This window comes from Streptosporangium sp. NPDC023963, assembly GCF_040639135.1.
GTDB lineage: Bacteria > Actinomycetota > Actinomycetes > Streptosporangiales > Streptosporangiaceae > Streptosporangium.
Map to the genome: position 1 here is coordinate 42,254 of NZ_JBEZZK010000025.1, position 21,188 is coordinate 63,441.

General features: G+C 71.0%; 21 protein-coding genes. 9 read left to right on the forward strand and 12 right to left on the reverse strand.

The features are described 5' to 3' along the window. Positions 1 to 89: 89 nt before the first annotated feature. Entirely contained in the window at positions 90 to 773 is a 684-nt protein-coding gene (locus AB0F88_RS41835; RefSeq protein WP_362697317.1) for a response regulator transcription factor, read from the forward strand. A 6-nt stretch (positions 774 to 779) separates the two neighbouring features. After that, positions 780 to 2,291, forward strand: a complete 1,512-nt coding sequence (locus tag AB0F88_RS41840) for a HAMP domain-containing sensor histidine kinase (RefSeq protein WP_362697320.1) — start codon at positions 780 to 782, stop codon at positions 2,289 to 2,291. A gap of 158 nt (positions 2,292 to 2,449) precedes the next feature. On the opposite strand, the gene AB0F88_RS41845 is transcribed toward AB0F88_RS41840, so the two are convergent. After that, complete coding sequence (locus AB0F88_RS41845) at positions 2,450 to 3,484, reverse strand: TAXI family TRAP transporter solute-binding subunit (protein ID WP_362697323.1); 1,035 nt, start codon at positions 3,482 to 3,484, stop codon at positions 2,450 to 2,452. Further along, a complete protein-coding gene (locus tag AB0F88_RS41850; protein ID WP_362697326.1) occupies positions 3,471 to 4,565 on the reverse strand; it encodes an RDD family protein in 1,095 nt (364 codons plus the stop codon). The genes AB0F88_RS41845 and AB0F88_RS41850 overlap by 14 nt, the downstream gene beginning before the upstream one ends. A gap of 120 nt (positions 4,566 to 4,685) precedes the next feature. On the opposite strand from AB0F88_RS41850, the gene AB0F88_RS41855 reads away from it, so the two are divergent. Next, a complete protein-coding gene (locus AB0F88_RS41855) occupies positions 4,686 to 5,513 on the forward strand; it encodes a helix-turn-helix transcriptional regulator (protein ID WP_362697329.1) in 828 nt (275 codons plus the stop codon). Positions 5,514 to 5,630: 117 nt separating this feature from the next. Beyond that, a complete protein-coding gene (locus tag AB0F88_RS41860) occupies positions 5,631 to 7,064 on the forward strand; it encodes an aldehyde dehydrogenase family protein (protein WP_362697332.1) in 1,434 nt (477 codons plus the stop codon). Positions 7,065 to 7,104: 40 nt separating this feature from the next. Here the strand turns inward: AB0F88_RS41860 and AB0F88_RS41865 are convergent, their stop codons facing one another. Beyond that, positions 7,105 to 7,575, reverse strand: a complete 471-nt coding sequence (locus AB0F88_RS41865) for a VOC family protein (protein ID WP_362697335.1) — start codon at positions 7,573 to 7,575, stop codon at positions 7,105 to 7,107. Between the two features lie 214 nt (positions 7,576 to 7,789). Here AB0F88_RS41865 and AB0F88_RS41870 point away from each other — a divergent pair, with 214 nt between their 5' ends. Next, positions 7,790 to 10,567 carry an AAA family ATPase gene (locus tag AB0F88_RS41870; RefSeq protein ID WP_362697338.1) on the forward strand — a complete coding sequence of 926 codons (2,778 nt, stop codon included), beginning with the start codon at positions 7,790 to 7,792 and terminating at the stop codon, positions 10,565 to 10,567. Positions 10,568 to 10,754: 187 nt separating this feature from the next. On the opposite strand, the gene AB0F88_RS41875 is transcribed toward AB0F88_RS41870, so the two are convergent. Continuing rightward, a complete protein-coding gene (locus AB0F88_RS41875; protein WP_362697341.1) occupies positions 10,755 to 11,588 on the reverse strand; it encodes an oxidoreductase in 834 nt (277 codons plus the stop codon). 204 nt (positions 11,589 to 11,792) lie between these two features. Here AB0F88_RS41875 and AB0F88_RS41880 point away from each other — a divergent pair, with 204 nt between their 5' ends. Together AB0F88_RS41880 and AB0F88_RS41885 are read left to right on the forward strand one after the other, a co-directional pair. Then, positions 11,793 to 12,395 (forward strand): hypothetical protein, encoded by a 603-nt coding sequence (locus tag AB0F88_RS41880; RefSeq protein ID WP_362697344.1) that lies wholly within the window; start codon positions 11,793 to 11,795, stop codon positions 12,393 to 12,395. Continuing rightward, positions 12,382 to 13,248, forward strand: coding sequence for a helix-turn-helix transcriptional regulator (locus tag AB0F88_RS41885; RefSeq protein ID WP_362697347.1), 867 nt, complete (start codon positions 12,382 to 12,384; stop codon positions 13,246 to 13,248). Before AB0F88_RS41880 ends, AB0F88_RS41885 begins: the two co-directional genes overlap by 14 nt. Before the next feature lie 93 nt (positions 13,249 to 13,341). Here AB0F88_RS41885 and AB0F88_RS41890 read toward each other — a convergent pair whose 3' ends face one another. Next, positions 13,342 to 13,971, reverse strand: a complete 630-nt coding sequence (locus AB0F88_RS41890) for a TetR/AcrR family transcriptional regulator (protein WP_362697350.1) — start codon at positions 13,969 to 13,971, stop codon at positions 13,342 to 13,344. Positions 13,972 to 14,042: 71 nt separating this feature from the next. Between AB0F88_RS41890 and AB0F88_RS41895 the strand changes: the two genes are divergently transcribed. Then, complete coding sequence (locus AB0F88_RS41895) at positions 14,043 to 14,726, forward strand: hemerythrin domain-containing protein (protein WP_362697353.1); 684 nt, start codon at positions 14,043 to 14,045, stop codon at positions 14,724 to 14,726. A 231-nt stretch (positions 14,727 to 14,957) separates the two neighbouring features. After that, a complete protein-coding gene (locus tag AB0F88_RS41900; protein ID WP_362697356.1) occupies positions 14,958 to 15,563 on the forward strand; it encodes a DsbA family oxidoreductase in 606 nt (201 codons plus the stop codon). A gap of 310 nt (positions 15,564 to 15,873) precedes the next feature. Here the strand turns inward: AB0F88_RS41900 and AB0F88_RS41905 are convergent, their stop codons facing one another. The 7 genes from AB0F88_RS41905 to AB0F88_RS41935 all read right to left on the reverse strand — a co-directional run bounded on the left by AB0F88_RS41905 (position 15,874) and on the right by AB0F88_RS41935 (position 21,067). After that, positions 15,874 to 16,104: a hypothetical protein gene (locus tag AB0F88_RS41905; RefSeq protein ID WP_362697359.1), complete on the reverse strand. Its 231-nt coding sequence runs from the start codon at positions 16,102 to 16,104 to the stop codon at positions 15,874 to 15,876. 139 nt (positions 16,105 to 16,243) lie between these two features. After that, positions 16,244 to 16,630: a carbohydrate-binding protein gene (locus tag AB0F88_RS41910; protein WP_362697362.1), complete on the reverse strand. Its 387-nt coding sequence runs from the start codon at positions 16,628 to 16,630 to the stop codon at positions 16,244 to 16,246. 94 nt (positions 16,631 to 16,724) lie between these two features. Continuing rightward, the gene (locus AB0F88_RS41915; RefSeq protein WP_362697365.1) at positions 16,725 to 17,126 is read right to left on the reverse strand and encodes a hypothetical protein; all 402 of its coding nucleotides are present in this window, start codon (positions 17,124 to 17,126) and stop codon (positions 16,725 to 16,727) included. 299 nt (positions 17,127 to 17,425) lie between these two features. Further along, on the reverse strand, positions 17,426 to 18,376 hold the full coding sequence (locus tag AB0F88_RS41920) for a SpoIID/LytB domain-containing protein (protein ID WP_362697368.1): 951 nt from the start codon (positions 18,374 to 18,376) through the stop codon (positions 17,426 to 17,428). A gap of 34 nt (positions 18,377 to 18,410) precedes the next feature. Further along, positions 18,411 to 19,301 carry a peptidase inhibitor family I36 protein gene (locus tag AB0F88_RS41925; protein WP_362697371.1) on the reverse strand — a complete coding sequence of 297 codons (891 nt, stop codon included), beginning with the start codon at positions 19,299 to 19,301 and terminating at the stop codon, positions 18,411 to 18,413. Positions 19,302 to 19,362: 61 nt separating this feature from the next. Then, a complete protein-coding gene (locus AB0F88_RS41930; protein WP_362697374.1) occupies positions 19,363 to 20,205 on the reverse strand; it encodes a peptidoglycan-binding protein in 843 nt (280 codons plus the stop codon). A gap of 709 nt (positions 20,206 to 20,914) precedes the next feature. Beyond that, entirely contained in the window at positions 20,915 to 21,067 is a 153-nt protein-coding gene (locus AB0F88_RS41935; RefSeq protein WP_362697376.1) for a hypothetical protein, read from the reverse strand. Positions 21,068 to 21,188: the final 121 nt, after the last annotated feature.

Consider the following 21,188-nt stretch of genomic DNA (forward strand, 5'->3'; position numbering starts at 1 on the left):
GAGAAATCCCAAGAATGCGCCGGAAGCCGGAGAAATCGCAAAACTGGAGGGCTGACCAAACGCCGATCCGGGCCGTACAATCCGCCGGTATGCGGATCACCATCATCGAGGATGACGACCGCGTGGCGCGGGCTCTGGTGACCGTCCTGGCCCAGGCGGGCTTCGAGGTCCACCGCGTCGCCACCGCCGCGGAGGCGGTGCGCGCCGCCCCGTCCGATGTGGTCCTCGTCGACCTGGGCCTGCCCGACGGCGACGGGCTCGACGTGATCCGCAGGCTGCGTGACCGCCCGGAGACCGCCGTCATCGCCGTGACGGCGCGGTCGGAGGAGCACGAGCGGGTCCGTGGCCTGCGCGCCGGCGCGGACGACTACATCGTGAAGCCGTTCGGCATCCCGGAGTTGCTGGCCCGCATCGACGCCGTCCTGCGGCGCACCCGGGTGGCCCGTGCCCTGAGCCACCCGGACGAGCCGCTCGTCCTCGGCCCGATGCGGATCGGCGTCGGCACCCGCGAGGTCACCGTCGACGGCACGCTCGTGACGCTGACCCGCAAGGAGTTCGAGCTGCTCCTGCTGCTGGCCCGGCGGGCGCCGAACGTGGTGAGCCGCGACGTCATCCTCGACCAGATCTGGGGCGCGACCTGGGAGTCCTCGAGTCGCACCCTGGACACCCACATCGCGGCGTTGCGGCACAAGCTCGGGCCTGTCGTGCTCATCCGCACGATCCACGGAGTCGGCTATCGGCTCCTGGCCGACCAGCCGGAGCTGATCGGCTGACGCGCCGTGCACCGTCGCCTGCTCGCCGTCCTGGTGCCCCTCGCGGTGCTGCTCGTCGCGGCGCTCGGGGTGCCGCTCAGCGTCACCGTGGCCGAGCGGGAGATGCAGGAGACCTACGTCGACCGGCTCAACGACGTCGGCCGGTTCGCGTCGCTGGCCGAGACCGCGCTGTCGACCGGGCGGACCGAGGCGCTCCACCAGGAGCTGACGCACTACCACAGGCTGTACGGCATCCCGGTCGCGGTGATCGACATGTCGGGCACGGTGCTGCTCGGACCGGCCGGCGCGTACCAGGAGGCGGCGCGGGCCGAGCCGGCGTTGCCCCGGATCGTGACCGCGGCGCTGGCCGGCGCGAGGTCCGAACCGTCCTGGGAGTGGGCGCCGTGGGACGACTCCGCGCTCGTGGTCGCGGAGCCGGTGGGCCGCGACAGCGAGGTCGTCGGCACCGTCGTCACGATCTCCGACCTGTCGAGGACGCGCCATCGCATCCTCGTGCGATGGGCCCAGCTCGCCGGGCTCGGGCTGCTGCCGTTGATCGCGCTGGTGGCCGTCGCCTGGCCGGTGTCGGCGTGGGTGCTGCGTCCGGTGCGGGAGCTGGACGCGGCGAGCTCCCGGATCTCGCGGGGCGACCTCACCATCCGGGCGGACGCCGAGGCCGGCCCGGTCGAGCTGCGGCGGCTCGCGGAGTCGTTCAACACCATGATGGACGCGGTCGAGAACGCCGTGCAGCGGCAGCGGGCGTTCGTGTCCGACGCGTCGCACCAGTTGCGCAACCCGCTGACCAGCCTCCGGCTCGCCGTGGAGAGCCTGGAACCGCACCTGCGCGCGTCCGGCGACGGGCGGCAGGTCTACGACGTCGCCGTCGACGAGCTGAAGGCGATGCAGCGGATGCTGAACTCGCTGCAGGCCAGCGCGCGGATGGAGAGCATACGGACGGCGTCGCCGGTGGATCTCGACGCGGTGCTGGCGACCCGGGTGGACCGGTGGCAGGCGTTGACGGCGACGGCGGGGCAGACGCTGGCGGTCGACGTGCCGCCGGGGCTGCGGTTGCTGGAGCCGCCGGGCGGGCTGGGCAGCGTCCTGGACGAGCTGATCAGCAACGCGTTACGGCTGTCGGACGCGCGGGTGGTGGAGGTGACCGCCCGGGTCGCCCCCGGTGGCGCGGGCACCGGCCGGGTCGCCCGCGGTGGCGCGAGCGCCGGACCCGGCGACGCCTCCGCGGCCGGAGACGTGGTCACGATCGCCGTCCGTGACGACGGCCAGGGAATCGACGCGTCCGAGCGAGCCCAGGCGCTACGGCGGTTCTGGCGGTCGCCGCGGCACCAGAACGTGCCCGGGACCGGCCTGGGGCTGGCGATCTGCGCCGACCTGGTCGGGGCGGCCGGGGGCGAGCTGCGGCTGGAGGAGGGCCTGCCGCGTCCGGACGGGTCCGGGCACGGATTCGCCGCGGTGGTCGCGTTGCCGGTCGTTCCGCGGGTGGCGTCGCCGGCCGGCGACCCGGCTCCGTCACAGGTCTGAGAGCCTGTGCCCGTCACAGGTCCGAGGCCCCGGGCTCCCTCGCCGGTCCGAGCCCCCGAGCCCTGTCACCGGTCCGTCACCGTCGCAGGCCCGTCACTTGTCGCAGGCCCGTCACCGTCGCAGATCTGTCGCCGTCACCGGCCCGTCGCTGTCCCGGGTCAGCGCTTGCGGTCGCGGAACCAGGCCGCCGCGCCCGGATGGAGCGGGATCGACGCGGTGGAGATACCGGTACGCACGTTGATCTGCCACGTTTCCGGAACGGCCTCGGGAACGGCCTCGGCGTCGCGACTGGCGGAGATGATCGTGCCGGTGTGCGTGAAGATCGTGTCGGTGATGGCGTGGACCAGGTCGTCGGGCAGGTCGTTGCGCACGAGAAGCACGTTCGGCACGGCAACGGTACGGGTGGCCGGGACGCCGGCGTAGGCGGTCGCGGGGATCATGGCCGGAGTGTAGGGACCGGGGAACGCCGTGAAGAGCGCGTCTGCCTGCGCGTCCAGCGGGATCAGCCGAATCGGGTGCCGCTGCGCCAGCTCCGTGACGGCGGGGGTCGGGACGCCGGTCAGGGAGAACATCGCGTCGATCTCGCCGTCGCGCAGTGCCGCCGCCGATTCGGCCTGGCTGAGGTACCGGCCGTCGGCGTTCACCCGGCCGAGCTCCAGGACCCGCAGCGACGTGAACTCGGTGCCCGAGTCGCGGGCGCCGAGGGACACGCGCCTGCCCTCCAGGTCCCGGAACCGGTCGATCGCCGAACCGGCCATGACCACGAGATGCAGGTGACTGTCATAGAGCCGGCATATCGCCGAGAGTCCCTCGGGCGCGCTGCCGTCGGTGATGATCAGCGCGTCCAGGCTCGTCAGCCCGAGGTGCACCTCGCCGGCCCGCAGCATCCGGATGTTGTCGGTGGACGCCCCGCTCGGCACGGTGACCAGGGTGGCACCCGGCACCTGCTCGGAGACGTGTTCGGCCAGCGCGCCGCCGATGCGCCGGTACACCGCCCCCGCCGGCCCGGTGGCCAGCCGCAGGTGGACCTTGTCGACCTCTGGCTGCCGGGAGCAACCGGCGAGCAGTCCCCCGGCGGCCAGGAGCGCCGCCCGCCGGCTGAGCCGTGGACCCCGGTCCGGCACCGTGCCGGGATGGTACGGACGGCGACCATCGGTCGCCGACGACATCGGCGTCTCGTCAACACACCGCATCCGCGCCACCCTCCGGCAAGGCCTCCTCGGCGTCAACCCCGCCCAAGCCGCCTACCGCCGTCTTCGTGACCCGGTCGCGTACCACCGCGGCACCCAGCCAGCGATCATGAAGAACCCGGCCTTCGGGATCGAGGAGCATCCACAACCCGTCCGCGAGGAGACACCACAGCCCGACCTCGGGAACGACGGCGAGGAGGGGGAAGGCCAGCGTGCGGAGCGCGGTCCTGCCCGTGCCCAGCCGTCCGCCCGTCCGCGCGGCGACGACCCGGACACCCAGCAACCGCTTGCCGAGCGTCCGTCCCCACAGGGCGTGCTGCACCCAGAAGTAGAGGAAAAGCCCGCCCAGGACGGCCAGTTCCGCCGGCCTCACGTTGCTCCGGAACACGTACGCGTCGGCCCGCTCCAGAAGCCCGGCTCCCATATGGACCTTGAAGCCCATGTCGATCAGGGGCCAGGCCGCCCCCATGACAGCGCTGAGGGCCGTGACAACGATCAAATAGTCGGCCAGGGCCGCCGCAGGCCGGCGCCACACCATCCCCGCCGGTGACCCACCCGGCCCGTCCGCGGTGACGGACCACCTCTCCCGCGACACGGCGAACACCAGCGACGCGGCCACCAGGAGACACAGCTGGGTGATCCCCCATCCGCCGGCCACCCCTGCGAACCAGCCGGCGCTGAACAGAGGGGTCTCGTCGCAGCCATTCCGATCGCTGTGCAACGAGGCGAGCGGTTCGACGAGCGCGATCAGGACGAGGAGCCACGCCACCCGCCGACCTGTCACCCCGGGATCCCTGCGGCCGAGACACGCGAGAAGGCCGAGAAGGACCACGAGGACCGGAAACGCCCAGTTCTCCGTGATCTCCATGACCGCTTCGAGATCACGGCGCAGCGGGGCAAGCGGTGACAGCGTCGTTCCACCGTTGTACCGGCACACCAACCCGTAGATGTCCCCGGGGGTCCCGGTGGACTCCTCACGATCAAGTCGCTCGCGCCACGACTCCCAGGTCGGCCAGGCGGCGGCGGCCGCGGCCGCCGCCCACGCCGACAGCGCTGACCGCGACAACCGGGAGAACTGCGGCACAATGATCCTTTTCGGCCGGGGAGCGACACCCTACGCTGCCCCGGCACGCGACACGGACCCGACGGCCAAGCCGGGCAGCGCGCGTCGCCGGTCCGTCACCTGGGCTTTTACCATGAAAACATGACAGCACGTGACAACGAGCTCAGGAGTTTTCTTCGTGCGAGCCGGTCCCGGATCGAACCGGGTGACGCCGGTCTGGCCGGCGGCACCCTGGGCCGCCGGGTCCAGGGCCTGCGCAGGGAAGAGGTCGCGGTCCTCGCCGGCGTGAGCGCCGACTACTACGCCCGGCTCGAGCAGGGCCGGGAGCGCAACCCGTCGGCACAGGTCGTCGATGCCATCGGCCGCGCTCTGCGGCTGTCCACCGAAGCCCTCGAGCACATGTTCCGGCTCGCCGGCCTCAACCCGCGCCTCGTCCGGGAAAGCCCTCGGGACCTCGTACACCCCTCGCTGCTGGAGCTGCTGAACGCCTTCCCGTCCTCGGCGGCCTACGTGCTCGGCCCGGCGTTCGACGTGCTCGCCGCCAACCCGATCGCCGACGCCCTGCTCGCGCCCTTCGGGGAGGAGCGCAACATGCCGCGCGTCCTCTTCACGCACCCGGAGGCGAGGACCGTGTTCGTCGACTGTGAGCTGCTGCGCCGCAGCACCGTCCACGCGCTTCGGCTCAACGCCGGGCGCTTCCCCGGCGACGCCGCCATCGGAGGGCTGGTGGAGGAGCTGTCCGAGACGTCGCCCGAGTTCAGGGAACTCTGGAACGGTCACGAGGTCGGCAGGCTGACGCGGGCCTTCAAGGTCTTCGTGCACCCGGTGGCGGGCCGGATCGAGCTGACGTACCAGACCTTCGACGTGCATGACGCCGCCGGGCAGCAGCTCCTCGTCGGCACCCCGCGGCCGGGCTCCCGAAGCGAGGAAGCGCTGGTCCACCTGGCCTCCCTCACCCCGGCGAGCTGATTCCTAGGAGCGCGGCACCCAGGCAGCGGCTGCCTTCCGGCCGGGGCGCCGGCCACGGAGCATCGGTACGACGGCGGGAGACCTCGCCGTGACCGGGTTCCCAAGGAGCAGACGCACATGTCAACCACGACACAGACCGCAGCCACGGCGTACTCGATGACCATCGACGGCGTGGCCGTCCCGGCGGCGTCGACCTACCCCGTGATCGATCCGGCCACGTGCCGGGTCGTCGGGGAGGCGCCGGACTGCACCCGCGAGCAACTGGACGCCGCCGTCGCCGCCGCCCGCCGTGCTCAGCCGGGCTGGGCGGTCCTCCCCGTGGCGGACCGCCGGCGGTACCTGCGCACGATCGCCGAGGTGATCGACGCGAACGCCGGGGAACTCGCCCGTCTCGTCACCCTGGAGCAGGGCAAGCCCCTGGCCGCCGCCACCGGCGAGGTCGCCGGGCTGGGTCACTGGCTCCGGGAGACCGCGGCTCTCGATCTTCCCGTGACGGTGAACCAGGACGACGCGGAGCGGCGTTCGATCACCCGCCACGTACCGCTGGGGGTGGTCGCGGCGATCACCCCGTGGAACTACCCGATGGGCCAGCTGTCGTTCAAGCTCGGCCCCGCCCTGCTGGCCGGCAACACCGTGATCGTGAAGCCGTCGACGTTCACCCCGTTGTCGGCGCTGCGACTGGGCGAGCTGCTGCGCGACGTACTGCCGGCCGGGGTCGTCAACGTCGTCACCGGCGCGGACGGACTGGGCCCGTGGGTGACCCGGCATCCGGGCATCGACAAGATCAGCTTCACCGGGTCGACCAGGACCGGGCGCGACGTCATGGCCGGGGCCGGCGCCTCGCTGACCCGCGTCACACTGGAACTCGGCGGCAACGACCCGGCGATCGTACTGCCGGACGTCGACGTCGACCAGGTCGCCGAGCAGCTGTTCTGGGGCGCGTTCGGCAACGCCGGCCAGATCTGCCTGGCCACCAAGCGCCTCTACCTGCACGCCGACGTGTACGACCGGATCGCCGCGCGGATGGTCGACCTCGCCGAGCGGGTGACGGTCGGCAACGGCCTGGACGAGGGTGTGCTGATCGGCCCGATCTCCAACCGCCGCCAGTACGACACCGTCGTCGACCTGCTCAGGGACTCCCGGGACCGTGGCCACGAGATCCTCACCGGCGGGCTGCCCGAGGACGAGCCGGACGGACTGTTCCTCCGCCCCACCCTGATCGGGGACCCCCCGGAGAACGCCAGGATCGTTCAGGAGGAGCAGTTCGGCCCGGTGCTGCCGCTGCTGAGATTCCACGACGTCGAGGACGCCGTCGCCCGCGCCAACGCGAGCGAGTACGGCCTGGGCGCCTCGGTGTGGTCCGCGGACCCGGACGCCGCCCTCGCCGTGGCCGAGCGGCTCCAGGCCGGCACCGTCTGGGTGAACGAGATCATGCACCTGTCGCCGCTCGTGCCCTTCGGCGGCCTCAAGCAGTCCGGCGTCGGCGTCGAGAGCGGTCAGGCCGGACTGCTCGAGTTCACCGAGCGGCAGACCGTCACGGTCAGGCGGTGACCACCGTGACCACGGTGACCCTGCCGGCCATCCGGCGCGATCAGTGCGCGTGATCGTCGCCGATGCGTTCGGAGATCTCGAACATGTTCCCCCACGGGTCGCGGAAGAAGGCGAGGCGTGCGCTGATGTCGTCGATCTCGAACGGCGGGTTGACGATGTCCACGCCGCGCCGGCGGAGCTCGGCGAGGGTGTCGTCGACGCTGTCCACGGAGAGGCAGACGTGGTTGTAGCCGTTCACCGACAGGCTGGCGTCGACGTCGCCGAACCTGGGCTGGGCCGCCGCACCGGGACCGCCGAGGATCTCCAGGCGGAAGTCGTCCTGGGCGGGCGGCAGGATGTAGGCGAGGGTCAGGTCGCCGTACGGCCAGGTCTGCAGGACCCGCCAGCCCATCGTGTCGACCCAGAACGAGCGGGCCTCCTCGAAGTCGGGGTAGCGGATCCCGGTGTGGTGCCCGCGCATGGAGGCGAACGGCGACGCGCTGTCGTGCGGCGGGCTGGGAGGCAGTGGCATTGCGGGCTCCTTCGGATGGTCACCTCTACTCAAGAGGCGTCAAAAGTTAGTAAAACTGCACGAACCGGATCTGATATCCGTCAAACGACTGTCTCCGTGACCGAAGGGCTCCGGGACGTGATGGCGCGAACGGAGAGGGGCTGACCGTGCCCGGAGCTGACCGCACCGTTTCGTAGGATGGTCGTTCTACCCAATATGGAGGTGAAAGACGCACGTGAACCCGGCCGCGACCGCGTCCGAGAGCCTCGTCGGTCGCGAAGAGGCTCTCGCGAGAGTTCGCGCCCTCCTCGGGAACGACGTGATCGGCGGCGGGGCGGCGTTGTTGCTCGGTGATCCCGGTGCGGGCAAGACCGCGGTGCTGGGCCGGGTCGCGGCCGACGCCGAGGACGAGGGCGCTCGGGTCCTGTGGGCGTCGGGCGTGCAGTTCGAGTCCGATGTCAGCTATTCCGGCCTGCACCAGCTGCTGTTCGGCATCCACGAGAGCTTCGACGTTCTCGATCCGGAGCACCGGGATGCGCTGCGAACGGCGCTCGGCTTCAGCACGGGTCCGGCGCCGGGCCGGATGCTGGTGTGCAACGCGGCGTTGTCGCTGGTACGGGCGATGGCGATCCATCGGCCGCTGTTGCTGGTGGTCGACGATCTGCCGTGGGTGGATCGGGTCAGCGCGGCGGTGCTGGGTTTCGTGAGCCGGCGTCTGGCCGGCAGCCAGGTCGGCTTCCTGGGCGCGGCGCGTTCGGGGACGGCGGGGTTCTTCGAAGCCGCGGATCTGCCGCGGCATGAGCTGGGCCCGGTGGACGACGGCTCGGCGTCGGAGATCGTCGATCGTCGTTTCCCGGGGTTGGCGCCGTCGGTCCGGCGGCGGGTGGTGGCGGAGGCGGCGGGCAACCCGCTGGCGTTGCTGGAGCTGCCCGAGGCGCTGACCGGTGATCAGCGGCGGGCGGCGGCGCAGTTGCCCGCGGTGCTGCCGTTGACCGAGCGGCTGGAGAGCCTGTTCGCCGAGCGTGTGTCGCGTGTTCCGCCGGCCGGCAGGGAAATGCTGCTGCTCGGCGCTCTGGACCGCAACGGCGGGCGGGACGCGATGCGTGCCGCCGGGGAGAGCAGCCTGGACCTGCTGGCGCCGGCGGAGCGGGAGCGCCTGGTCCAGCTCGCGCCGGACTCGCGGCACTTCACCTTCCGCCATCCGCTCATCCGATCGGCTGTCGTGGGTGTGTCGACGACCGCGGAGCGGCAGCGTGCGCACCGTGCCCTGGCCGAGGCGCTGAGCGGGCATCCGGAGCGGCGGGCGTGGCATCTGGGTGAGGCCGCGACCGGTCCGGACGAGGAGACGGCGGCGTTGCTGGAGCGGTCGGCGCAGCTGGCCAACTCGCGGGGCGACGCGGTCGGCGCGATCGCCCGGCTGAACCGGGCGGCCGGTCTGAGCCCGGAGCCGTCCGGCCGGGCGCGGCGGCTGGCCCTCGCGGCCTACCTCGGGGCCGAATCGGTCGGCGAGGCCGGTAGCGCCGGCCTGTTCCTCGAGGAGGCCGAGCGTGCCGGGGGCGCGCCGTTGCTCGCCGTCACCGCGTCGGCCGCCCTGCTGATCAACGGTGACGGCGACGTGCCGACGGCGCACGGCCTGCTGGCGTCGGCGATCGAGACCGGGGATCACGGCTACGACGGACGCGACGACGCGCTGACCCAGTCGATGCACACCCTGCTGCTGCTGACGCGGTACGCCGGCACGACCGAGGCGTTGGAGCACTATCTCGCGCTGTTCGACCGGCTGAAGCCGCCCGTCGATCCCGACCTCGAGCTGGTCACCAGGATTTTCGCCGACACCGCCGACCCGGACCCGGCGGTCATCGCGGACCTGTCGGCCCGGCTGGCCGGCCTGCACCGGGAGGCGGACCCGAACCGCGTCGTCCGCATCGGCTCCGCGGTGCAGTACCTCGACCAGCTCGGCACGGTGCGGAACGACCTGTGGCGGGTGGTCAGGCAGGGCCGGGCCGGCGTGGCGCCGACGCGCCGCCAGATCACCGCCCTCGCGATGCTGGGCCGGGAACTGTTCCACGCGGGACGGTGGGACGCGGTCGCCGAGATCGCCGACGAGGGCGGCCGGCTGTGCGCGGAACGTGGATTCCCCTTCCCCCGCTGGATCTTCCGCAGCCAGCAGGGACTGATCGCCGCCGCCCGCGGCGAGGACGGATCCATCAACGACGAGCTCGTCCGATGGGCGATGGCCCGGCAGGCCGGCGGTGTCGAGATGTTCGCCCGGCACGGGCTGGCGCTGCACCACATCGGGCAGGCCGACTTCGAGGCGGCCTACCGGGAGGCGACGTCGATCGCGCCGCCCGGCTCGCTGCCGGGCCATCTCCCGCAGGCGCTCTGGGTCGCCCCGGACCTGGTCGAGGCGGCCGTGCGCACCGGCCGGCGGGCCGAGGCGGTCGCGCACGCCGCGGCGCTGCGCAGGGCCGGAGCGACGCGACTGTCCTCGCGGCTGGGCCTGATCGCGGCCGGCGCGACGGCGCTGGTGGCCGAGGACGACGAGGTACGTACGGCGTTCGGCCGGGCGTTGTCGTCGCCGGACGCCGCACGGTGGCCCTTCGACCAGGCGCGGGTGCGGCTGGCCTTCGGTGAGCGGCTCCGCCGGATGGGTGCGGTGGGGGAGGCGCGGGCGGAGTTGCTCGGTGCGGCGGACGTCCTCCGCCGGTTGGGGGCGGCGCCGTGGTCGAAGCGGGCGGAGAACGAGTTGCGCGCGACGGGGCTGTCGCGTCCGCGCGCGAACGGCCGGCCTCCGGTGCTGACGGCGCGGGAGCGGGAGATCGCGGAGCTGGCCGCGGCGGGGTTGACGAACAAGGAGATCGGCAAGCGGTTACATCTGTCGCATCGAACGGTGGGTTCGCATCTGTACCAGTTGTTCCCGAAACTTGGTCTGCGCGGCCGCGCCGGCCTTCGCGACGCCCTGCTGGCGCTGACCGAACCGGCGGCGGCGGACCGGCTGCCCTCCGGTTTCTGAGCATCCGAGGCACCCGAGGGGTGGGCGCCCGCAAGGAGCATCCGAGGTGCCCCAGGGGCGGACCTCCGCAACAAGCATCCGAGGCACCCCAGGGGCGGACCTCCGCAACAAGCATCCGAGGCACCCCGGAGGCGAACCTCCGCAAAGGACCTCCCGCCGGACCGGCGGGAGGTCCCTTCCGTACGGCTCAGGCGACGTGGTCGGTCGAGCGGGCCAGTTCCCGCCAGGTCTCGAGCTCCGCGCCGACGGCCGCGAGCTTGGCGCGGATGTCGGCCAGCGTCGAGGTGCCCAGCGGGATCCGGGCCGGCATCTCGTCGAGATCCGCGACGGCCAGGATCGCGGCCGCGGCCTTCACCGGGTCACCCTCCTGCAGCCCGTGGTTCTCTCCCGCCCAGGCGCGCGACGCCCCGCCGGTGACGGCATAGTCGTCGATGATCCGCTCCACGTGCCGCAACGACGTCGAGCCGAGGAAGTCGGTGCGCAACGGGCCGGGCTGCACCGAGGTCACCTGGATGCCGAGCGGGGCGAGCTCCAGGCCCAGCGCCTCCGTGAGGCCCTCGACCGCGAACTTCGTCGCGCTGTAGACACCCCAGCCGGCCCACGCGACCACGCCGCCGGTCGAGCTCACGTTGAGGATCCTGCCGCGACCGGCCGCGCGCATCACCGGCACGACCGCCCGGATGACCGTAAGCAGGCCGAAGACGTTGATGTCGAAGACACCGCGCGCCTCGGCGTCGCTGGTCTCCTCGACCGCGCCGACCAGCCCGCGCCCGGCGTTGTTCACCAGGACGTCGATGCCACCGAACCGGGACACCGCCGCTTTGACGGCCGCGTCCGCCTGTCCTTGATCGGTGACGTCCAGCGGCACCACCAGCAGGTTTTCCGGACGGCCGGGCAGTGCTCTCTCGACGGCCCGAGGATCCCGCGCGGTCGCCACGACCGAGTCGCCGCGCTCCAGCGCGGCCTTCACGATCTCCAGGCCCAGCCCGCGCGACGCACCGGTGACAAACCAAACAGACACGATGTTCTCCCTTGCCGGATGTTGCTGACGCATCCCATTAGGGCCCCGCCGGAAGGCGAAACGAAGAGGCTGACCGGTACCCGTCGTCCTGGCTCCGGCAGAGCCACGAAGCCGGCCGAACACCGGTCGAATGACTGCCGACTCGGCCTCTCCCGGTCACTAGGGTCGGCGCCACTGACACGTCTCTCCCCTGATGAGGAAGCCATGACCCCGGTTCCGGTACTCCGCCGGCTCTATCTCGCCCGATTCGGTTTCGCCCTGGTCTGGGCCGGCCTTCTCGCGCTCACCCTGCCCGATCTTGGCGTCGCCGCGGGCGTCCTGCTCGTCGTGTACCCCGCGGTCGATGCCGCCGCCGCGATCGTCGACGTACGCGCCACTCCTGCCACTCGCGCCCGTTCCGGCGTGTACGGCACCATCGCGGCCGGTTCCCTGGCCGCCGTGGGCCTGGCGGTGGCGTCCCTGTCCGGCGTCCCCGCGGCACTGCGGGTGTGGGGAGCCTGGGCCGTCGTCGCCGGGCTGCTCCAGCTCGTCGTCGCGGTGCTGCGACGCGGCACCGGCGGCCAGGTGGCGATGATCCTCAGCGGCGGCGGCTCCGTCGTCGCCGGCACCGCCTTCGTCCTCATCGCCTCGACCGAGGATCCGACGCTGTCGGTCCTCGCCGGCTACGCCGTCGTCGGGGGCACGTTCTTCCTGATCTCCGCACTGCGCCTGCGCGCGGCGGCCGGGCTGCCTGGCCCCGGCAGTACCACCCAGAGCCCGCTCGCCGAGGGCCTGGCCGACCATACTGGTTCGTATGGCGACCGGTAACGAACTGCGTGATTTCCTCACCTCGCGACGCGCGGCGCTCTCCCCGGAGGACATGGGACTGCCCAGCCCCACCACAGCCCGCCGGGTCAAAGGGCTGCGCCGTGAGGAGGTCGCGATCCTCGCCGGGGTCAGCGTCGACTACTACGTCAAACTCGAGCAGGGGCGTGTCGGCAACGTCTCCGAGCAGGTGATCGACGCGGTCGGGCGGGCGCTGCGGCTCGACGAGGTCGAGGGCAGGTATCTTCGATCACTGCTGCACCCGGGCATCGAGCACGCCGCTCGCCGCGGGCCCGCCGCGGCCAAGGCACGGCCCGCCCTGCTGTCCATGATCCACGCCATCGACGTGCCGGCCGTCGTCCACGGCCCGCACCTCGAGGTGCTCGGCATCAACCACGCCGGCAAGGCGCTGCTGGACGATTTCTCCTCGATGCCGATCGCGGAACGCAACACCGCCCGATGGATGTTCCTGAACCCGCGCGCCCGCGTCGTCTACCGCGACTGGGCGGAGATCGCCGCCGACATCGTCGCCGTCCTGCGGGCCGGCGCGGTGCCCGGCACCGACGACGAGACCCTGTCGAGAATCGTCGGTGAGCTCAGCACCCGATCTGAGGAGTTCGCGAGCATGTGGGCCGACTATCGGCTCTCCGAGCACCAGCACGGCGTCAAACGGTTCTTCCACGAGGCCGTCGGTGACATGCGGCTCAACTACCAGACGCTGCATCTGCCGGACAGCCACGGACAGACCATCGTCATCTACACCGCCGACACGGGATCACCGTCCGAGGAGAAACTCCGGCTCCTGGCCAGCTGGACCGCCGAGGCGCGCTCACAACCCGCGCGAAGGACCGCGTGAGACGAGGCGGCCGCGGCCTGAGCGGGCCGTGCGACCGGGTAGCCGTACCGTTGCCCGGGGCGATGCCGGGTGCCTGCGGGCCGGCCTCCTCCGTCACGTCGCCTCCCTGCCGGCCGTCGGGTCCAGCAGAGCGGCGGCGGCCTGCTCCGCCAGCCAGGCGGCGCCGTCGTCCCAGTCCCAGCCGAGCTCTCGGACCGTTTTCCACCCGCCCCGGCCGAAGTAGAACCAGAGAACCTGCTCGGTCCTGACCTGGTCGGTGCGAACGGCGCCGAGCGTCACCAGGTGTTCGGCGATGCGGGCCAGCCGGCCCCGGTAGCGCTGGACGGCACGCCCGGCCACGGCCGCCACCGCGGGATCGGCGGTGGCGTTGTCGAACAGCAGGTTCAGGACGCTCTCGTGGCGCCGTGTCATGTCGCCCGTGCCCTCGGCCGTCCGGCGCAGGATGTCACGGCCGTCGGCCGAGCCGAGTGCGGCGTTCAAGGTGGCCTGGATCTGCTCGTCACCGGCGCTCTCCGAGACCAGTGCCTCCATCAGCGCCGCCTTGCCGCCCACACTCGTGTACACGGTGTTCAGGGCGACCCCCGCTCGTTCGGCGATCCCGGCCACCGTGGCTCTCGCGTACCCCTGCTCGGCGAAGAGCTGCTTCGCGGCTCGCAAGATCGCGGCGCGGGTCTCCCGGGCCGCGACGGCCCGGACCGTCGAGGTGTACGCACGCTTTGCCATGAAATCACTATGACAGTAGAACATTGATAGTAATGAACATACATTCATAGTATATGGATTACTATGAATATATGTTGATCGATCCGAACTCCCCCGTGGACAAGCCCGAGACCCAGCAGATGAAGGTCATCCACCGCGCGATGCGCCGCGAGTTCGCGCAGCTCCCCGAGCTGATCGCCGCCGTGCCCGCCGGCGACGTCGCCCGCGCGCGCCTGCTCGGCGCACATCTCGACCTGGTGCTCGTCATGCTGCACGAACACCACGAGGCCGAGGACGAGCTGCTCTGGCCGATCCTCGTCGAACGCGTCCCGCTCGAGAAAGACCTGATCGAGGTCATGCTGCGGCAGCATGACGTGATCGCCCGAGCCGTCGGCGTCGTCGAGGCCGAGCTGCCGAGCTGGACCGCGGAGGCGAGCCCCACGGCCCGCGACCGCGTCGCCGGCGCCCTGCGCGACCTCGGCCCGGCTCTCACCGAGCACCTCGAGCTGGAGGAGAGCAAGGTGCTCCCCCTCATCCACGAGCACCTCACCGTGCCGGAGTGGCTGGCGCCGCAGGAGCACGCGATGAAACACGGCCCGAAGAGCCTCACCGGCAAGCTGACCATGGCCGGCATGGTCCTGGAGGACGCGACACCGCGCGAGCGGACCTGGTTCCTCAACGAGATGCCCGCTCCGGCCCGGTTCCTGTGGCGCGTGATGGGTGCCCGGCGGTATGAGGCCCACGTGCGCGCGGTGCGCGCCGGAGCGCTGGGATAGGGCGGTGCGCGCCGGAGCGCTGGGATAGGACCGGATATCGGTCACCGGCCGGTGGAGCCTCCACGGTCCGGCCCCGTCGAGACGGCTTGAGTCGCCGGACCAGTCATCCGACCTACGTCTCCGGAGGCCCTTGCCGCTCTACTGGTCGCCGACGATATTGATACGACGCGTTGACACGACGCGGATGGGACGAACATCCGCCGACCGGCCACGACATGTTGGAAGACGTTCATGAAGCTTGAGATATACGCCGATGTGCTGTGCCCGTGGTGCTACATCGGTAAAAGACGCCTGGCGGCCGCTTTGGCGCAGCACGCCGGCCGCGACGGTCTCGAAATCGTCTGGCGCGGTTACGAGCTCGCTCCGGAGGCGGGCCGGACCCCCGGCCCGACCGCCGCCGAGGCCATGGCCGGCTGGTTCGGCGAGCAGGCGCCCGCCCGCATCGCCCAGATCCAGTCGCTGGGCGCCGCGGAGGGCCTGGAGCTGAACCTGCATCTGGCCCGCCCGGTGAGCACCTTCGACGCGCACCGGCTGAGCAAGCTGGCCGCCGACCGCGGCCGCGCCGACCAGATGATGGAGCTCCTGCTGCACGCGTACCACACCGAGGGGCTCAACGTGGCCGACCCGCAGGTCCTGCGGCGCCTGGGCGGCGAGGCCGGGCTGGACGGCGATGAGGTACGCGCGGTCCTGGCCGGTGACGACTACGCCGAACAGGTACGCGCCGACCGGCGTCGCGCGACCGAGCACGGTGTCACCGGCATTCCCAGCCTGGTGATCGACGGCCGGCCACCGGTCTCCGGAATCCAGCCCGTCGCCGACCTGCGGCGGCTGCTGTAGCGCGGCCCGACCGGATCGCCCCGGAGCCGAGGCGCCCCCGCCGGAGGCATGTCGCCACGACGTAGCTCAGCCAATATGCATATGCCGGCTCCGATGAGAAGTGCCGTTCCGGCATTGATCAGAACATCCAGGGCGGCGAGGCCGGGATTGAATTCGTACCCGCAGAGAGCGCGAAACACCTTCCAAAAGCCGATTACCAGGGAAGTCACCGCGATTACTCGGAACACCGAGGGCCACGAACCTTTGCAAACCTTTGCGAACGCGGTGGACAAGCGTCATCGGAAAGGGGAGAGGGACGACGGCAAAGGGCTCAGGGGCGTCGCCCATGCTCGCGGATCGCCGCCTCCAGGCGTAGTCCAAGCCCGATCAGCGCTGTGAGCCATGGCCACAACGGGGACCCGCCGCCGAACAAAAGGATGCCGAAGGACAGAACGACGCCGCCGATCAGTGCGATGGATCCCATGGCGCGGACGAACGTGATGTCGTCGTCGGGTCTGGGGCCGGGAATGTAAGGAGGCGGGATATCCGTGGGTTCGGTCATGCTGGAGAGAATCCCACAATGAATCCGACAAATGGAATCACTCACCTGCCTTCGCTTCTCCCCGTGCCCGGATCCTCCCGGCCGGAGCGGCAGTGCCATCCCCGGGCGGTCACCGGCCCGGGGATGGACCGACGTCACCTCACGTCGCGACGGTGAAGGTGTCGATGTCCATGTCGATGTCGAACAGGTAGTTGGTGCCGCTGCCGGCGAAGACCAGATACAGAGGTCCGGAGGCCGATCCGCTCAACGTCGTGGACACCGTCGCGTAGGTGTCCCAGCCGCCTGTCGGTGACACGGCGACCGACCCCAGCAACGTCCCGGTGGCCGATCCCGACCGAACCTGGATCGTCCCGCCGGATCCCGCGGACGACACCCGGACGCTGAAGGTCCGCAGTCCCGCGGTGTTCACCCCCGAGTACGCCGCCCAGTCACCGTTCTCGATGTAGCCCGCCGAGGCACCGCCACTGGCGCCCGGATGGTCGGCCCGCTGCACACCGGACTGCGACGTGAACGCCTCGCCCTCCACCGTCCGGCCGCCGGCGGCGTGCGACGCGGGCTCACGCGACGGTCATGTCAGCCGTTCACCTCGCGGAAACCCGCTCGGGAAGGGCCACGAACCGTCAGCCGAGAGCGTCGAGCAACTCGCGCTCGCGCTGGACGCCGAGGCCGGAACGCCTTGCCCGGTCCAGACCCTGCTCGCGTTCCCAGAGCAGCGTGTCGGCCAGCAGTTCCGCCCGGGGCCGATGACGGAGCCCCGCGGCGCGCGCCGCGGACCCGTTCCGGGCGGAGAATCCCTCCCAGCCCGGCTCGACCAGCCACATCGGCAGCGACTCGGCCCCCATGTACTCGGCCACGCCGTTCGTGAGCAGCCACGCCGAGTCGGCGGCCACCAGCGTCGCTCCCTCCGCGACCGCTCCGCTTTCGCCGCGCGCGAGGCACGTCACCCGGTGACCGAGCTCGATCGCCTGCCGCGACACTTCCCGGCCCACCCACGCCGTTCCACCCAGAATCAAGATCTCCATCCCGACACCCAAGCACCGCGATCGCCGGACACCCGGGCGGGTTCACTCATAGTGGACCGGATGCGCTGACAGCGGACCCGATGCCGGCGACATGCCCCGCAGATCAAGATCATGGACGGATCGCGTTTCCCGGAGGCCGGCCGCCCGGCTTACAGATCGTCGTCGGCGGACGGTGATGATGTTCGTGGTGACGCCGCGGCGGCTCTGACCCGCCGGCTGACGCCTGTTCCCCGCCGTGCGTCGCACGGCGGGGAACCAGGGGCGGGCGGTCTGCGGGGGTCAGGAGGCTTCTGCGGGGGTCAGGAGGTGAGAGCGATCCCCCGGTAGTAGTGCTTGAGGATCCTGGAGGAGCTCCAGCCCGCCTTGGCCTTGTCGCGGGAGCCGGTCTGCGACATCCAGTCGCCGGTGACCCAGTGGCCGCACGCCGTGGTCGTGGCGCAGTACTGGGCCCGGAAGATACTCCCGTTACGCGTCATCCGGGTGCCCCACGTCGCGTCCACCGCGGCGTTCGTCGCCGCCGTCGCGGAGCCGGGCCTGTACACCTGGCTGTTCGTGTTGTCGGAGACGTCGTAGCACTGGCCGCTCGGCGTCTTGCTCGCCGACCTCAGCGCCCAGTACCAGCCGAAGTTCTTGACGGCGATCGCCCCGGCCCTGAGGGACTCCTTGGGCCAGTACGACGGCCACTCGTTGGGCAGGACGTTCTTGATGTAGGTCTTGAACTCCACCCGGTCCACGCGGTTGAGGGATTTCCGGTAGACGAGGATCGTCGTGGGCAGCCTGCTGTGCGTGCCGTCGGTCTTGCACCCGGTCGGCGATGTGGAGCCGCCCAGGAACCGGTGCGAGGCGTTCTGGTTCTTGAGGGTGGCCGTGAGGTTGCCCCTGGCGCCCGCCTTGAAGTCCTGGTAGGTGCCGGTGTGGCCGCTGTTGAAGTAGACGCGGACGGTCTTGCCGCTGCGGTTCCAGACGGAGGCGGCGGAGTTCTTGATGCACTTGCCCTTGCCGGCGCCGGGCCCCTTGAAGTCGTAGCAGGAGGGCTGCGTGGTGGCGTAGTCGCCGACGGATGCGGTGAAGTCGGAGACCGACCCCTGGTTGTTGCTGTTGAAGTAGTAGCAGAACTCGCCGCTCTCGCACACACCGTTGCGACCCGCCGCCGAGGCGGGCGCCGCGGTGGCGAGCACCGTCCCGCCGAGCGCCGTCGCGGCGGCCACCGCGATGAGCCGCGAGATCAGCCGAACAGTTCGTGAAGGCACAGTCGTCTTCCTCTTCGTCAAAGGTCGCGGCGCGTTATCGGATGTTGTAGCCCTGGGAGTTCCAGAACGAGGTCGGGTTCGGGTTCTCCAGGTGCGGGTCGCCGACGCTCTTGGCCGCACGCGTGTGCCGTCCGGGGCGCATCTCGATGTGGGTGTGCGCGGATGAACTGCTCGACACCCCGCGCCACGCCTCGTCGGCGATGACCTGGTTGCGGCTGACCTGCTGTCCCACGCGCAGGGAGGACCGAGGAGCGGAGTGCAGGTAGATCACCGTCTTGTTCAGCGAGGCGTTGTAGATGGCGATCGTGGAGAGCCCCGCCCTGCCGTTGTATCCGCGTGCGACGTTGATGACCTGGCCGCCCACCAGGGCGTGAACGTCCGCGCCCACGCCGCGGACGATGTCGATGCCCTCGTGCCGGCCGGAGGTGGAGGTGTAACCGTCGAAGCCGCAGCTGATCCGGCCGCTGGCCGTGTACAGCGAGAACGACATGTTGCTGCGCGATGACGATGACGGGCTGAACTGGTGCGAGGCGTTCTGGTTCTTGAGGGTGGCCGTGAGGTTGCCCTTGGCGCCCGCCTTGAAGTCCTGGTAGGTGCCGGTGTGGCCGCTGTTGAAGTAGACGCGGACGGTCTTGCCGCTGCGGTTCCAGACGGAGGCGGCGGAGTTCTTGATGCACTTGCCCTTGCCGGCGCCGGGCCCCTTGAAGTCGTAGCAGGAGGGCTGCGTGGTGGCGTAGTCGCCGACGGATGCGGTGAAGTCGGAGACCGACCCCTGGTTGTTGCTGTTGAAGTAGTAGCAGAACTCGCCGCTCTCGCACACACCGTCGCGACCGGCCGCCGCGGCGGGCGCCGCGGTGGCGAGTGTCGTCCCGCCGAGCGCCACCATGGCGGTCGCCGCGGCGAGGATCCTGGTGAGAGTTCTCATGGTGTTCTCCTTGTTTCTGCTTCTGTCTGCTTGTGGCTGCGGGGCCTGGGGTCCGGACGGGTCAGCGACGCCGGTACTCCTCCCAGGTGCGGACGGTCACCTTCGGGCCGTCGTCCGGGCCACGGCCGGAGAGCCCGTTCAGGCCGAGGTAGTAGTCACCGACCTGGTGCTGGGCCTGGCTGGAGAGGTCGGTGTCGCTGATGGCGACGGCGTGGATGTGCCATGGCCAGTCGCCCTGATCGGGGCTACGCACCCATGCCGCGAAGCCGACACGTCGCAACGCGCGGACGACCGCGGTGCGGGTGGCGGAGCTCATCTTCTTGACCGAGATGTCGACGACGCCGCCGCCGTCGTGGGTGCCCGCGGACGTGGGGTCGCCGCCGGGGTTGTACGAACCCTGATCCAGCACCAGGTCGTGGCCGAGCAGCCGCTTCGCCTCGGCCAGCATGCTTCGCGTGCGGGTGTCGACGACGCCGCCGCCGACGGACACCCGGGTGCCCGGGTCGATGATGTGGGTGACCTTGAACCGGCCGGCTCCGAGCCTGGTGAGCGACGTCCTGCCCGGCAGGCCGTTGGCCGCGAGACCGGTGAGGCCCAGAGACTTCTGGTACTTCGCGTAGGCGGTGACCGTGGTGGTGCCGAAGTAACCGTCCACCCACTTCGCGTCGAGCAGGCGCCGGTCGCGCAGCGCCCGCTCGACGAGGAGCACGCCGGCCTTGGCGCCCGGTGTCAGCGTGTCGTCGGACCGCCGCGGGTCGATCTGGGCCGCCTTGACGACGGCCTCCATGTTCACGCCCGGAAGGGCCCCGGCGTCGGCCGCCCGTGCCGCCGACATCCCGGACGCCCCGGTCAAGGAAGCGAGCAGGGCGGCCGCCACGAGGGCGGCACATGAGGGCAACTTCATCGTTTCTCCTGGTTCAGGACGCCGGGGAGTGATTCCTGCGGCGGAGCCCACAGTTCCGGTTCGCTCACGCCGTCCACAAGAAGATCTTGTTGTCAGCCTGTTCGACGGGCTCCCCGTACATGCGTACGGGCCGTCTGACAGGCGATCCGACGGCCGGTGAGACGCACGGCCCGCGACCGCGCAGGTGCCGGCGGGCGCAGGAACACGCCCGGGCTTCGCGATGGTGTGACGAAACGCGGCAGGGCCCGGTCGTACGTGATCGGCGTCGAGGGCCCGGAGACCGCTGAGGGCAAGCCCGGGTGGGTGAGCGGCTTCGCCGTGGAAGACGAGGCCGAAGCGGCTCGCGACGAGGCGCGCGTCAGCGCTCAGCGTGGCGAGCGCTCAGCTCGGCGAACGCTCAGCTCGGCGAACGCTCAGCGTGTGAGTACCGAACGCTCAGCGTGTGAGTACGTCGACCCACGATCGAGGGCTCGGTGGGCGCGATGGAAGGTCAGCGAATCGAGGGCTCGACGAAGGGCGGCCCGGAGCCCTGGCCGCTGGAGTCCTCGCCGGCGCCGTTGGCGAGGACTCCAGCGGTTCTTACGCGGTTCTTACGCGGCAATCCCGCCAACAGCCCGGACCGCAGGCCCCGGGCCCGCGAACGCGCACGACCGCGATCCACGGCTTGAGCCTGACCGGGACATCGGAACATACGGATTCCGGGATCCGATCAGAAGCCCTCGCGGTGCACGAGCAGCGTGAACGTCCGGGCGTAGGACGTCCCGCCGTCCATCCGGTTCTCCTCCCGCCGCGGGTATCCGAGCGGACAGTAATGGAACGGGAGGAACCAGGACGACTGATTCTCCTGGGTTTCCAGGTCCACGTCTGTGGCGTCGGGCTGCGCATGGCCCCGCCGTACGGCGGGCCCCGGCCACCGTCCGCCGCGACGGGACGCGCGGAGCCGGGACAGCCCGTCCATCATCTCGGACGGGCGGCGGACGAGG